Source organism: Paenibacillus sp. 01L418, from assembly GCF_056400045.1.
This window is the reverse complement of record NZ_JBFTSN010000137.1, coordinates 1-14,487: the sequence shown is the minus strand read 5'-3', so window position 1 is coordinate 14,487 and position 14,487 is coordinate 1. Positions and strand designations below refer to the sequence as shown.

Here is a 14,487-nt window from a genome sequence, read left to right as displayed (position 1 = left end):
CGTTACAGAAGCAATCAGCCAAGCTGTTGCTAACTCGGCTCTTGACCTTGGTGCAAAAGCGATCATCACATCGACGCAAAGCGGCTTTACAGCTCGCATGGTATCGAAGTACAAGCCTAAAGCTCCAATCATTGCTGTAACGACTGATGAGAAGGTATTGCGTCGTCTATCTCTCATTTGGGGCGTATTTGCAGTGCTTGGTCCAGATGCGGATACAACGGATGAAATGTTCGAAAATGCTGTAAAAGGCGGAATGAGCACTGGATTCCTAAGCTTGGGAGATACAGTTGTTATTACAGCTGGCGTTCCAGTTGGCCGTGCTGGCACTACAAACCTTATCAAAATCCACCACATTGGTGAGCTTTTGGCACAAGGACAAGGTATCGGCAGCCAAACAGCTATCGGTAAAATTGTAGTAGCTCGTACACCTGAGGAAGCTATTGCAAAAACAACTCAAGGTTCAATCTTGGTAACGATCTCCACAGATAAAGAATATATGCCTGCATTTGAAAAAGCTGGCGCAGTTATTACAGAGCAAGGCGGAATTACTAGCCATGCCGCTGTAGTTGGCCTGAATCTTGGAATCCCGGTTATTCTTGGTATTCAAAATGCAACTGAATTGCTTCAAGATGGCATGGAAGTTACCATCTATGGCGAAACAGGCGTTATCTATCACGGCCAATCAAAAGTACTGTAATAAAACAGTGCCTTTGTTAACAACAATATAGTACAAAAACAAAAAGCGATGGTGATCTCACCGTCGCTTTTTGCTAATCAATTCGTCAAAGCATATTCGATTTGATAAAAAATGGGGGGACATTTATGCTGTCAGCTTCCACTTGGGTTCTGCACCCGCTGCGCGTTCGTTATCAGGAAACCGATCAAATGGGTGTCGTTTTTCACGGGAATTATGTAACTTGGTTCGAAATTGGACGTACTGAATGGATAAGAAATGCTGGTTATGACTATAAAACGATTGAAGAGCATGGATTGCTGCTGCCGGTTATAGATTTGCAATGCCGCTATGTGCAACCCGCTCGCTATGACGATACTGTAGTCGTTTGTACTCGAATTGCGGATTGCAGCCCTCTGCGCGTATCCTTTGAATCACAGGTTAGAAAGGTATCACTGGATGATTTCCATGCGTCAGTAGTATCAGAAAGCGAATCACTGCCTGGAGGACTGCTCGTGGAGGGTGGAACCAAGCATGTGTGGGTCAACGAGTCATGGCAACCAGCGCGCTTAAACAAAGTCATGCCTGAATTGTATGAACTGCTGCGTTCGAAGTAAGTTTGCTGCGCAAACCAAGCTTATGCTTACGAAGTAAGTTTGCCGTACAAATTGCGATGATATTATGCTGCTTAGCAAACCAAGCTTATGCTTACGAAGTAAGTTTACTGCGTAAACTTTGGAGGAGGTCCAATCATGTATAAATGGCTGTTGGCAGTTTTAATTGTTGTTCCATTGGTTGAGCTTTGGGGAATTTTTCAAGTTAGCGGCTGGATCGGGGGCTGGAACACTTTTTTTATACTGATCCTCATGGGTTTGGCAGGCGCTTATTTGGCTCGAATGGAAGGGCGAAAAGTATGGGGCGAGGCTCAGCGTCAAATGCAAGCTGGACAAATTCCTGGCCAGTCGCTATTAGATGGATTATGTGTGCTAGCAGGAGGCATTTTGCTGCTGCTGCCAGGGTTCCTGTCTGACATCATAGGCATTACGCTGCTTATTCCATTTACAAGAACCTTTTATAGACTAATCATGCTGCGTGAGTTAGAGAAAAGAATACGAAACGGCAATTTTAAGATCGGAAGATTCTAATATTTACGTGACATTTACAAAAGGTTAACATGGCAATAATAGTCATGCTTCATAATGAGATAGATACAAGTCGTTTCTTGTCGTTATATTAGCATTCTTGATATGAGTCAAGAAGCGTATGTTAGAAAAGCAGGTTTATTTCGCAAAATTACTCAGGAGGCGTGAGAAATGACCAAGCTTTTGTCCAACTATGTAAATCGTGACTTAAGTTGGATCGAATTCAACCGAAGAGTTCTTCAAGAGGCGCAGGATCTCAGCAATCCGCTGCTTGAGAGAGCAAAGTTTTTGGCAATTGTCTCAAGCAATTTGGATGAATTTATGAGCGTGCGAGTCGCTGGCATCCAGATGCAGATGAGAGCCGGCTTATCCAAAACTGATTTTACGGGTTATACGCCCTCTGGACTTTGGAAGCGGCTGATTAAGCGAGCAACCCAAATGGTCCATGATCAATATCGTACATACAGAGAAGTGTTCCGAAGCCTCAGTCGTGAGGGCATTTTTATTCGTTCGCTGGATGAGCTTAATATAACGCAAACGAAAGCAGTCTCGGATTATTTTCATGAAATCGTATTTCCAGTACTTACACCGATGGCTGTCGATCAGAGCAGACCGTTCCCGCTTGTTCATACGAAAGAGCTGTATTTAGCAGTACTTCTAAGACAAGAGAGTGATCCGTCTGAAGAGGAGCCGTTATTTGCGATTGTCCAGGTACCTTCTATTTTACCGAGATTTGTACCTGTTCCTGGACGAATTAACAGCAAGAAAACGGAGTTTGTGCTTCTTGAGGATTTAATTGAAAAGTTCATCGATACGTTATTCAACGGCTATATTCCATTCTCAGTAAACCCGTTCCGCTTAACAAGGGATGCGGATATTACATTGAATGAAGAGGATGCCGAGGATCTGCTTGAGGAGATCGAAAAAGAGCTGCGTCGCCGCCGCTGGGGAATTCCTGTAAGGCTGGAGGTTTCCAAGGGGATGCACCCTTATGCGCTCGAAATGCTTACCGAAGAGCTGGAAATCGAAGATAATTTATTTGAAATAGATGGACCGCTTGATTTAAGCTTTTTGATGAAGTTTGCAGGAGCAGTACCGGGCAATGATAATTTGCGGTATGAGAAGCTTGAGCCAATTTATCCAAGAGAATTTGATCACACTGACGATATGTTTGAGGTCATCCGCCAGCGCGATGTTTTGATGTACCATCCATATGAATCATTTGACGCAGTTAATGACTTTGTCATGCAGGCTGCTTATGATCCCGACGTGCTAGCGATAAAAATGACGTTATACCGCGTGAGCGGCCAGTCTGCGCTAGTTCAAGCGCTTGCTAAGGCAGGCGAAGCTGGTAAGCAGGTAACGGTCGTTGTAGAGCTAAAGGCGAGGTTTGACGAGGAAAGGAACATCGCTTGGGCGCGTCAGCTGGAGAAGGCTGGTTGCCATGTCGTTTACGGCCTAGTTGGTCTGAAGACACATGCGAAAATCTTGTTAGTTGTAAGACGAGAGCATGGCACGCTGCGCCGCTACGTTCATGTAGGGACAGGGAATTATAATGACAGTACGGCAACATTATATACGGATATTGGACTTTTTACGTCACATCCAATAATCGGGGGCGATGCTTCGGCTTTGTTCAACGAGGTTACGGGTTATTCATCACCTTATGAGTGGAAAGCTTTTGGCGTTGCGCCTTCTGATTTGAAGGAAAAGCTTTATCGGTTAATCGATAGGGAAAGATTGAATGCAGCAGCCGGCAAGCCAGCTCGCATTATTGCCAAAATGAATTCTTTATCGAATCAAGAGATGATTGATAAGCTTTATGAAGCCTCTCAAGCGGGAGTGAAAATCGTATTAATCGTTCGCGGCGTTTGCTGCTTGCGGCCGGGTGTTCCTGGGCGCAGTGAAAATATTCAGGTAATAAGTATCGTCGACCGTTTTCTGGAGCATGCACGGATTATGTACTTCCATAATGGCGGGGAAGAAGAGGTATATTTGTCGAGCGCGGATTGGATGACTCGTAATCTTACAAGAAGGATCGAGCTTATGTGTCCCGTATTTGATCCAATTTTGAGACAAATATTGATCAAGATGCTTCAGCTTAATATCGATGATAATGTAAAAGCCCGTGAATTGCAGCCGAACGGTACTTATGAGCATCTTACTAGTGCTGATAAAGAGCCGTTCCGCAGTCAATTCGAGGCAAAGGTTATAGCGTCTTGGAAGGGACGTGCGTAGACGAAAAGTCGAGGCTCGGCGTGAATCCCCAAATTTTCTTGAATTCGCTGGCGAGCTCTTCCACTTCTCGGCGCTCAACTGCAAGCGTTCCTCGCGGCTGAACCGGGCGAAGCAGCAGCTGATAACCAGATAATTGGACATTTAGTTGAGCAATGGCTTGTGTTTCTCCGCGATCAAGCGCTGTTGACAGCTGCAGCAGTGAACCAAGCTTATAAATGACTTCAAGGTCGGATTCGTTAAGCAGTTCCTTATATTCGGAAATGTGCTGGCGAGCCCGGCCTTTGCTTTTGTAAGATGCGATAGCTGCTGTCATAATCATTTCGCGATGCGTTAGCCCATTCAACTGGGAATTAACAATAAGGTAGAAGGAATGCCTTGCATATTCGTAATAATCAATGGATGCACCGATTCGGAACAACTGTGACGCTGTGTCCAGCAGCACTCTCGATTGAGGTGTCAATGGATGAACATAGTTCAGGACATCATAAATCTCTAGAGAGATTCGGTTGACCTGCAGCACATGCTGCTTTGGTGCTTCTGGGTGCAGGGCACTTAAATTTGTTAGGCTATATTTGAGCACATCATCTAGTTTTGGACGATTTGGGAATCTGGTTGCATGGAACAAGCCATCGCGCAGTCCAGCACCGCAAATTCGGTAATAAGTTGCTTTGGTTGCACGGAATAATACGCGTAAAATAGCGACACCGGGTACAACTACATCAGCACGATCCTTGGACAAGCCCGGAAGTTTACGTCTTTTATCAAGCGGAAGCTTGCGCATTTGATGAAAGAGCTCATCAACGTGCTCGCTCGTAATCGGATAATTATGTGTTTGCGGAAAAGGGTATTTGTATGCGGCTTGATGCATTTTTCCTAATGCACGCACCGTTCCTCCGACACCGACGAGAGGCAGTCCTGCTGTTTCTCCAATCCAGGTCTCGTTTCGAGCCGCTTCTGCAACGATGGCTTCAAGCGCCTTCAGGTCTTCATCTTGGAGCGTACCTTTTGTGCCGAAACGTTTGTTGAAGCTTACGCAACCAAACGGAAAGGATACAGAATGAACGAGAACGCGGTTGCGAAATAATGAAAGCTCGGTGCTTCCACCGCCGATATCAATGAGAAGGCCGTCACGAATATTTAGTGAGTTAATCATGCCGAGAAAGCCGTACGAGGCTTCATCCTCACCGGTGAGCAATTCGATGGATAAGCCTGTGGCCGAATGAATACGAGCAAGGATTTCTGAACGATTATTTGCATTTCGAATAGCAGCCGTTGCGACTGCTCGAATATGGCTTGTATGATTATGTGTGCAAATCATGGTAAAATGATTCAGTGTGTCGATCAGATCATCGATCGCTGCACTTGGCAGACATCCGTTTTCATCAATACGTTCGCTTAGTCTGGCAGGCCGTTTACTGCTATCCGCCACACGATGAGCACCATTTGCTGTCTTCTCGTAAACGACGAGACGGACGGAGTTGGAGCCTATGTCAATAATTCCGATGCGTTGTCCTGTCATGTTGCGCCTCCAATACGGCAAAATTTGCTCTGTAAGTTCTCTTTTTGACATTTTACCACTTTATCCGTTTCTGTAAAAATAGTTTATGCTGCGGCTAAAATTGGAGCGAATAGGGAAAAATGCAGTTTGAGCATACGAAGTGAAGCGGAGAAATAATAAGCGAAAAAAATATTGATGACGCTGATAAAGCATTTTTATGTCTGTATTTGTTCACATAATTGCCGAAATCATTTATGATTAAAGGCGATGGTACAAAAACGACCCCTTTTTATTGTTTACGATAACCATGTTAAAGGAGAGAGAACGATGACAGCAACTAAAGGTCTGGAAGGAATTGTCGCAGCGACGTCCTCCATCAGCTCCATTATTGATGGCGTATTGACATACCGCGGTATTGATATTGATGATCTAGCGGAAAACGCTACTTTTGAAGAGGTTGCCTACCTGCTATGGTACGGTAAACTACCGAATCGTTCTGAGCTTGATGGACTGCAAAAGCAATTGGATCAATTTGCAGCGCTTCCAGAAGGCGTAATTGATCAAATTAAGCTTTATCCAAAAAATACAAATTCTATGGCTGCGCTTCGTACGGCAGTATCCAGCTTAGCATTGTACGATGAATCTGCAAACGATATGTCTCCTGAAGCGAATCAATTGAAAGCAATTAAATTGCAGGCGCAGCTGCCAACAATTATTGCTGCTTTTTCACGCATCCGCCTAGGACAAGAGCCTGTAGCTCCAAAGAAAGGCGTATCCATCGCCTATAATTTCTTGTATATGCTTACTGGCAGCGAGCCGGCTGAAGTTGCTGTTAAAGCACTTGATCAAGCGCTCGTTCTTCATGCTGACCACGAGTTGAATGCGTCGACATTTGCTGCTCGTGTAACCGTAGCAACGTTGTCGGACATTTATTCGGGCGTAACGTCCGCGATTGGCGCTTTGAAAGGCCCTCTTCATGGCGGTGCAAACGAAGCTGTAATGGTTATGCTTGAAGAAATCGGTTCTACTGCTAACGTTGAAAGCTTTATTAACAACGCGCTTGCAAACAAAGTGAAAATTATGGGCTTTGGTCACCGCGTTTACAAAAACGGCGATCCTCGCGCGAAGCATTTGCAAAAAATGTCCCGCGAGCTTGGCAAGCTGACAGGCAACATGGAGCTTTACGAAATGTCTGTTAAAATTGAAGAGCTCGTAACTGGACAAAAAGGCTTGAAGCCTAACGTGGACTTCTACTCAGCGTCTGTATATACAACGCTTGAAATTCCACGTGACTTGTTCACGCCTATTTTTGCAATCAGCCGGGTATCTGGTTGGAGCGCGCATATTCTTGAGCAATACCAAGATAACCGCTTGATCCGTCCGCGTGCCGACTATGTTGGTCCGGTTAATGCAAAGTACATTCCGATTGAACAGCGTTAATTCGTGATTTAAGTTACAATAGAGAGAGCGGATAAGCTCTACGCTCTCTGTTCTTTAAAAAAAGACATCATATTTCATTTATACTTGCTATAAAGCAGGTACAATTCTAAGGAGGATTTTATTCATGGCTAAGTTCGAAAAATTCGCGCTTCCAACTGRAGGCGAACAAATTACAATTGACAACGGTGTTCTTCAAGTACCTAACAACCCAATTATTCCTTTTATCGAAGGCGACGGCACTGGCCGCGACATTTGGAAAGCTTCGAAACGCGCACTTGATGCAGCGGTAGAAAAAGCTTATAACGGCGAGAAAAAAATCGCTTGGTACGAAGTATTTGCCGGCGAAAAAGCTTTCAACACATACGGCGAGTGGCTGCCTGCTGATACATTGACAGCAATCCGTGAATATATCGTTGCAATTAAAGGACCATTGACTACGCCTATCGGCGGCGGCATTCGTTCATTGAACGTTGCACTTCGTCAAGAACTTGATCTTTACACTTGCTTGCGTCCTGTTCGTTACTTCACTGGTGTACCTTCCCCAGTAAAACGTCCTGAGCTTGTTGACATGGTTATTTTCCGTGAAAATACAGAAGATATCTATGCGGGCATCGAGTACCAAGAAGGTTCTGCAGAAGTGAAGAAAGTAATCGAGTTCTTGCAAAACGAAATGGGAGCTAACAAAATCCGCTTCCCAGAAACTTCCGGTATCGGCATTAAGCCAGTATCGAAAGAAGGTTCGAAACGTCTTGTTCGCGCAGCGATCGAGTACGCAATCAAACACAGCAAAAAATCAGTTACACTTGTACACAAAGGCAACATCATGAAATACACAGAAGGCGCGTTCAAAAACTGGGGCTACGAAGTGGCTGAAGAAGAATTCGCTAACGAGACTTTCACATGGGGTCAATACGACCGCATTAAAGAAGCAGAAGGCACTGACGCAGCTAACAAAGCACAAAAAGATGCAGAAGCAGCTGGCAAGCTAATCGTTAAAGACGCAATTGCGGATATCGCATTGCAACAAGTACTTACTCGTCCGACTGACTTTGATGTTATCGCTACATTGAACTTGAACGGCGACTACTTGTCCGATGCTCTTGCAGCACAAGTTGGCGGTATCGGTATTGCTCCGGGCGCGAACATCAACTACTTGACTGGACACGCAATCTTCGAAGCTACTCACGGTACAGCTCCGAAATATGCTGACCTTGACGTAGTTAACCCAGGTTCCGTAATCCTTTCCGGCGTAATGCTTCTTGAGCACCTAGGCTGGCAAGAAGCGGCTGACCTTATCTATAAAGGTATGGAAGCTTCGATCAACAACAAAACAGTAACTTATGACTTCGCTCGCTTGATGGAAGGCGCAACAGAAGTAAAATGTTCCGCATTCGCAGACGAAATCATCAAAAACATGTAGTTTTATAAAAAGTAGGGGGGCAGATGCCCCCCTCATCTTTTATTCTATTGCTTTTCGCACGGAGGAATGGCGTCCCGCAGGGGAAAATTCCTAGCAGTTCGCAAAGGGAATGGCGTCCCGCAGGGGACACATTCTCTTCGCGAATAAGCGTAAAGCGTGTCCCAAAGGGACGAAAGCGATCCATGCTCAACAGTCGCTCAAGAGCGCCGATATCCCTCCTACGTTAGTCCAATTGGCAGGTGTCCAGAGGGCGCAGCGCCCCTTAGGTCCTCCCTTGGAAGGGAGGATTTAGGTGGGTTCGACATCTCTTGGGAGGTTGCAAGTGAAAACAGGGGGTCAAAGGGGTCTCCCCTTTAACTAAAGTTACAGGAGGTTTACACCAGATGGCGATTAAGCGTAAAAAAATTACTGTAGTAGGAGCTGGTTTCACTGGCGCTACTACTGCACTTATGCTAGCTCAAAAAGAACTAGGCGATGTTGTTCTTGTTGATATCGCACCGCTTGAAAACCCAACTAAAGGTAAAGCACTTGATATGCTTGAAGCGACACCGGTGCTTGGAGTAGATGCAAACATTATCGGTACTGCCAACTACGAAGATACAAAAGATTCTGATGTTGTGATCATCACTGCAGGCATCGCTCGTAAACCAGGTATGAGCCGTGACGACCTTGTTAGCACGAACGCTGGAATCGTAAGATCCGTTTGCGAAAACATTAAAGAAACTAGCCCTAACGCTTATGTTATTATTTTAAGCAACCCGGTGGATGCGATGACTTATGCAGCATTCCAAACGCTTGGATTTCCTAAAAACCGTGTAATCGGTCAATCAGGCGTCCTTGATACAGCTCGTTATTGCACATTTATTGCGCAAGAACTTAATGTATCCGTTGAAGATGTTCGCGGCTTTGTGCTTGGCGGGCATGGCGACGATATGGTCCCACTCGTTCGCTACTCAAATGTTGGTGGCATCCCCATTGAGAAGCTTATATCAGCAGAACGAATTGAAGCAATCGTACAACGCGCTCGCGTTGGCGGCGGCGAAATCGTAAACCTGCTCGGCAACGGCAGCGCGTATTATGCGCCTGCAGCTTCGCTGGTTCAAATGACAGAAGCCATCCTTAAAGACAAAAAACGTATTATTCCAGTTATCGCTTTGCTTGAAGGCGAATACGGTTATAATAACTTGTTCATGGGTGTGCCAACAATCATTGGCGGTGACGGCATTGAAAAGGTGCTTGAGCTTGATTTGACTGCTGAAGAGAAGGCTGCACTTGATAAATCTGCTCAATCCGTACGCAACGTTATCCAAGTAGTAACAGGCTAGCAAGCAAGCTCAATTGCTGCTTTTATAAATGAATGCGTTTGGGAGGACCCTGACAGAATGCTGCCAGGGTCCTCTTGTTTATTTTCAAGGTACAAAAGAAAAGGTTTACTATGGGAGGGGTACAGGTTGATCGAACAAGCAAGACAAGCCTTAAAACAGGTATATGGCTATAACTTTTTCCGTAAAGGACAGGAAGACATTATATCGGGGATTATGAATGGACGCGATACACTAGCTATTTTGCCGACCGGCGGCGGAAAATCGATTTGTTATCAAATTCCATCCATGCTTTTGCCGGGAACGTCTCTTGTTATTTCGCCGCTCATCTCGCTCATGAAGGATCAGGTTGATGCGCTGAGGCGAGTCGGGGTATCTGCAGCGTTTCTTAACAGCTCGCTAGGAGCAGCTGAATATCGAGATGTGATGCGAAACGCGATGATGGGAGAATATAAGCTGCTGTATGTTGCGCCTGAACGACTTGATGCGCCGATGTTCCAATCGTTATCTGAGACGCTCACTATACCGCTCATTGCGATAGACGAGGCTCACTGCGTATCGCAGTGGGGGCATGACTTCCGTCCCAGCTATCGTCAGCTGGCAGGCTGGATTGCTCGAATGAAAGATCGGCCGCTCGTTGCGGCGTTTACAGCTACAGCTACAAACGAGGTAGCGCTTGATATTTCAGAAATGCTCAAGCTGCGTGAACCTAGCATTTTTGTAACGGGATTTGCGAGACCGAATTTGTCTCTATCCGTCGTTACAGACGTGGATAAGAAAAAGTTTCTTGAGAGCTTCATATCAGGGCGTAAGGATCAATCAGGCATTATCTATGCAGCAACTAGAAAAGAAGTAGAGAATGTATATGAGCAATTAACACGCAGAGGCATTCAAGCAGGCAAATACCACGGTGGGTTGTCGGATGCTGAGCGCGCTGACACGCAGGAGAAGTTTCGATTCGATGAGATTCGTGTAATGGTTGCAACGAACGCTTTTGGAATGGGCATAGATAAACCAAACGTTCGTTATGTGCTGCATTGGCAAATGACTAGCGATATTGAATCCTATTACCAAGAAGCTGGCCGTGCCGGCCGTGATGGAGAGGAGAGCGAATGCATTCTCTTGTTTGAACCGGCTGATATGCAGGTGCAACGCTTTCTGATCGAACAGGGCACTGGGGATTCAGATCGTAAATCGATTCAGCTATCTAAGCTCCATACCATGATGAACTATAGTCGGACACAGCGTTGTTTGCAGCAGTTTATCGTTGATTATTTCGGAGAGACGGATGTTGTGGCATGCGGGAAATGCAGCAGCTGTCTCGATAAGAGCGAGCCGGTTAACCGGACGGAGGAAGCGAAGATGGCGCTCTCCTGCGTAGGTCGAATGAGAGGGCRTTTCGGTGTAACGATGGCAGCCAAAGTACTAAAGGGATCGCGTGATAAACGGCTGCTTGAATTTGGGCTCGATCGTTTGACTACTTACGGTTTAATGCGGCATTTGCCCGAGAAAGAGATAGCGGATTGGCTTTATTGGCTCGTGGCTGAAGGATACTTAAAGCTTAGTGAAGGGCAATATCCAGTCGTCTCGCTAACTGCGAGCGCACTGCCGGTACTGGAAGGCCGCGAACCAATTATGCAAAGAGTTAGAGCAACGGTTCGGCAAGCAGCCTCTTCCGATTCAGCAGCTGCTTCACCTCTATTCGATGCGCTCAAGCAATGGCGCAAAGAAAAGGCAGCTACAGAGGGTGTGCCTCCATTTATGTTGTTCTTTGATGCAACGCTGCGAGAAATCGCAATGGCTCGTCCGCAAAACGAGAATCAATTGCTTAGCGTGAAGGGGATTGGTGCTGCGAAGGCGGAGAAATATGGAGAAGATCTGCTCTCGATTATTCATTCATTCGGAGGCGAAGGTCAAGCCGAAGGAATGATAATAACTGCGGCTAGAGAGCCGTCAGTCGTCAAGAAGGCAGCAACGAATGATGAGCAGCCAAGTCACTATGCTACGCTCGAGCTATTTCAAAGTGGGCTGGAACCTGATGAAATAGCGAAGGAACGCGGATTAACGAAAGTAACCGTTGAAGGACATATCATACGGTGTGCAGATGAAGGTGAAGAAATCGATTGGAGCAGAATCATTCCAGCAGAATATGAGCAATTGATCGTCCATGCCATTGGCGAGCAAGGAATCGATAAGCTGCGTCCCATAAAGGATGCGTTGCCTGAGGAAGTTACTTATTTTGCAATTCATGGGGTTATGAGTAAATACGGCTTTAAAGCTTAAAGCCAACCGAAAATCGATTAAAATGAGCTTTCTAATTAAAGTGTGAAAATTTAGGGAACGATTTCGGAGCTAATTCAACAAAAAAGGGTATAAAACCTCGGTTCAGGAGCATAGTCATTTGAAAAAAATCTCGTTTCTGATAAACTATTTATAGAATTAATTTTGGCAATTGCGAATCAATGAATGGATGATTACGCTTCACCAAAACAGGAGGAGTTAAAATGTTTAAAGTAATGTTATTTTTGCACGTGATTGGTGCAGTAGGTATGGGCTTCTATATCGTTCTTCCAATCATGCTAGGTAGAGCTACTAAGCTTGCCGGAGTTGGACAAGGCGGATTAGCTGACGGCCTGCGTTCGGCAAACCGAATTGCGCAATATTTTCTAGTTTTGCAGCTGCTAACAGGTGGATATTTGATGTCGCAAGCGGATTACAAGGTGGCATGGATGGTCATTATTATTTTGCTGTTCCTGGCAATTGCGGCACTAGGCGGAATTATTTCCAAGCCGCTTAAGCTTGTAGTAGCTTCCATTCAAGAAGGCAAAAGCGCAACTGCACACATTAACAAAGCACGCGTGATGAGCATCATCGTATTGGTGCTATATATCGCTATTATCTACTTCATGAAGTTTCCGATGATCTAAAGCTAATATGGATAACGCCGATTATATAACGCTATAGGGGGATTTTTACGTGTTAGAATCATCGCCGCAAATTGTTACGTTTGGCGAATCAATGGCTTTGTTTATGCCAGAGGAGCATAAGTCAATCGAACGCGCCGCTACGCTGGAACAAAGCTTTGGCGGAGCGGAAAGCAATGTCGCAATAGGACTTGCACGTCTAGGCTCCTCTGTTGGATGGTTTGGCGCTCTCGGCGACGATCCGTTTGGCAAAATTATTTTGAAGACGCTGCGGGGCGAGGGTGTAGACGTATCTCGTGCGCAGCTTAGCTCGGAAGCTCCTACGGGCATGATGTTTCGTGAGCATGTAGCAGGTAGAACAGCCGTTCATTATTTCAGAAAGCATTCGGCAGCTAGTCGGATGCTGCCTGAGCATCTTGACGAGAATTATATTCGCGGTGCTAAACTGCTTCATGTAACCGGTATCACAGCTGCACTTAGCGAGGATTGCCGCAAGRCGGTTCGTCGCGCTATCGATATTGCGAAGGAAGCTGGGGTGCTTGTCAGCTTTGACCCGAACCTGCGGCTTAAGCTGTGGTCAATCGAAGAAGCTCGTGCAGCACTGCTGCCGCTTGCAGCAGATGCGGATTACTTTTTGCCAGGATGGGACGAGCTTAAGCTATTGTACGAAACAGACGATTATGAGCATATTAAAGGCCAGCTAAATCAATTAAAAGCGGTGTCGATCATTAAAGGCAGAGGCGACACGACGATTGTTCTAAACAAAGGGCAGGAAGAAAGCTTGCCTTTTTATCCGGCTGAGCAGGTTGTTGATACTGTAGGCGCGGGTGACGGCTTTTGCGCTGGTTTCTTGGCAGGAATTATGAAGGGCTTATCCCCTGTAGAAGCAGTACGCCTTGCAAGTATTAATGGATCATTAGTCGTTCAAATGCGTGGCGACTGGGAAGCTTTGCCGGAATGGAGTGTCGTCCAACAGCGGATGTCCGCCAAGGCTTGGGTGGAGCGCTGACAATGGCTGAATTGATCGGTAACAAGGGTCAGGGTCGCCGTGAAGCTATTCTGCAGCTTTTGAAGCAGCAGGGCAGGGTGACGATTTTGGAAATGGTTGAGCGCTTCGGCTGCTCTGAGGCGACGGCTCGAAGAGATCTTGAGCAAATGGAAGCTGATTATCCGGTTATTCGGACAATTGGCGGTGCGATGTACGATGGAATGAATTCAGTTAGGGATTTGCCTTTTGCGGAGAAGGAAGGTTTGTCGATTCTAGAGAAAGAGCATATCGCGGAATTAGCTGCTTCTTTAATTTTGGAAGGCGATGTGATTGGTCTCTCTGGCGGTACAACAAATTTCCTTATTGCTAAGATGATCAAATCGAGGCGAGGCATCACGGTAGTAACCAATGCGGTTAATATCGCGATGGAGCTGGCAGGCAGCGATATTCAGGTTGTCGTTACCGGCGGCATTATGCGCCATAACAGCTTTGAGCTGTGCGGTCCTCTAGGTGAGGGAATGGTCGCTCATTTGCATATCGGAAAGATGTTTATCGGTGTTGATGGTATATCTGCTGCTGGCGGCATCACGACCTACTCCGAGCAAGAAGCGCAAATTGCTAAAGCACTCATTAAGCGTTCACAAGCGGCATATGCCGTATTCGATCATACGAAGACAGATCGCACCTCGTTATTTTCCATTGCATCCTTATCCGAGCTGAAAGGCGTCATTACGGATGTTCCGCTCACTGATGAGCTTGCAGCTGAAATGAAGCAGCACGGTATTTCCGTATACGTGACGCATTAAATTTCCGTATACGTGACGGATTAACAAATATTAAAA

At 45.9% G+C, this 14,487-nt stretch carries 12 protein-coding genes; 11 read left to right on the top strand and 1 reads right to left on the bottom strand.

Going from position 1 to position 14,487, the window contains the following annotated elements; translation table 11 throughout:
• The 4 genes from AC1DSE_RS17365 to ppk1 all read left to right on the top strand — a co-directional run.
• A partial coding sequence (locus AC1DSE_RS17365) for a pyruvate kinase alpha/beta domain-containing protein (RefSeq protein ID WP_477527955.1) occupies nucleotides 1-697 on the top strand: 697 nt, incomplete at its 5' end.
• Nucleotides 698-822: 125 nt separating this feature from the next.
• Complete coding sequence (locus AC1DSE_RS17360; protein WP_477511009.1) at nucleotides 823-1,290, top strand: acyl-CoA thioesterase; 468 nt, start codon at nucleotides 823-825, stop codon at nucleotides 1,288-1,290.
• Nucleotides 1,291-1,425: 135 nt separating this feature from the next.
• A complete protein-coding gene (locus AC1DSE_RS17355) occupies nucleotides 1,426-1,818 on the top strand; it encodes an FxsA family protein (protein WP_076267795.1) in 393 nt (130 codons plus the stop codon).
• Nucleotides 1,819-1,986: 168 nt separating this feature from the next.
• The gene (gene ppk1 / locus AC1DSE_RS17350) at nucleotides 1,987-4,053 is read left to right on the top strand and encodes a polyphosphate kinase 1 (RefSeq protein ID WP_477511008.1); all 2,067 of its coding nucleotides are present in this window, start codon (nucleotides 1,987-1,989) and stop codon (nucleotides 4,051-4,053) included.
• Here ppk1 and AC1DSE_RS17345 read toward each other — a convergent pair.
• Nucleotides 4,025-5,572 (bottom strand): Ppx/GppA phosphatase family protein, encoded by a 1,548-nt coding sequence (locus AC1DSE_RS17345; protein ID WP_477511007.1) that lies wholly within the window; start codon nucleotides 5,570-5,572, stop codon nucleotides 4,025-4,027. The genes ppk1 and AC1DSE_RS17345 overlap by 29 nt on opposite strands.
• 306 nt (nucleotides 5,573-5,878) lie before the next feature.
• On the opposite strand from AC1DSE_RS17345, the gene citZ reads away from it, so the two are divergent.
• The 7 genes from citZ (at nucleotide 5,879) to AC1DSE_RS17310 (ending at nucleotide 14,451) form a co-directional block, all read left to right on the top strand.
• Nucleotides 5,879-6,991, top strand: coding sequence for a citrate synthase (gene citZ, locus AC1DSE_RS17340; RefSeq protein WP_076267792.1), 1,113 nt, complete (start codon nucleotides 5,879-5,881; stop codon nucleotides 6,989-6,991).
• Nucleotides 6,992-7,115: 124 nt separating this feature from the next.
• The gene (gene icd / locus AC1DSE_RS17335) at nucleotides 7,116-8,411 is read left to right on the top strand and encodes an NADP-dependent isocitrate dehydrogenase (RefSeq protein WP_477527954.1); all 1,296 of its coding nucleotides are present in this window, start codon (nucleotides 7,116-7,118) and stop codon (nucleotides 8,409-8,411) included.
• Nucleotides 8,412-8,794: 383 nt separating this feature from the next.
• On the top strand, nucleotides 8,795-9,736 hold the full coding sequence (gene mdh / locus AC1DSE_RS17330; protein ID WP_076267790.1) for a malate dehydrogenase: 942 nt from the start codon (nucleotides 8,795-8,797) through the stop codon (nucleotides 9,734-9,736).
• 126 nt (nucleotides 9,737-9,862) lie between these two features.
• Nucleotides 9,863-12,016 carry a DNA helicase RecQ gene (gene recQ / locus AC1DSE_RS17325; protein ID WP_477527953.1) on the top strand — a complete coding sequence of 718 codons (2,154 nt, stop codon included), beginning with the start codon at nucleotides 9,863-9,865 and terminating at the stop codon, nucleotides 12,014-12,016.
• 221 nt (nucleotides 12,017-12,237) lie between these two features.
• Nucleotides 12,238-12,660 carry a hypothetical protein gene (locus AC1DSE_RS17320; RefSeq protein WP_076267788.1) on the top strand — a complete coding sequence of 141 codons (423 nt, stop codon included), beginning with the start codon at nucleotides 12,238-12,240 and terminating at the stop codon, nucleotides 12,658-12,660.
• 49 nt (nucleotides 12,661-12,709) lie between these two features.
• Nucleotides 12,710-13,666, top strand: a complete 957-nt coding sequence (locus AC1DSE_RS17315) for a sugar kinase (protein WP_477527952.1) — start codon at nucleotides 12,710-12,712, stop codon at nucleotides 13,664-13,666.
• Between the two features lie 2 nt (nucleotides 13,667-13,668).
• Nucleotides 13,669-14,451 carry a DeoR/GlpR family DNA-binding transcription regulator gene (locus AC1DSE_RS17310; RefSeq protein WP_477527951.1) on the top strand — a complete coding sequence of 261 codons (783 nt, stop codon included), beginning with the start codon at nucleotides 13,669-13,671 and terminating at the stop codon, nucleotides 14,449-14,451.
• Nucleotides 14,452-14,487 lie beyond the last annotated feature (36 nt).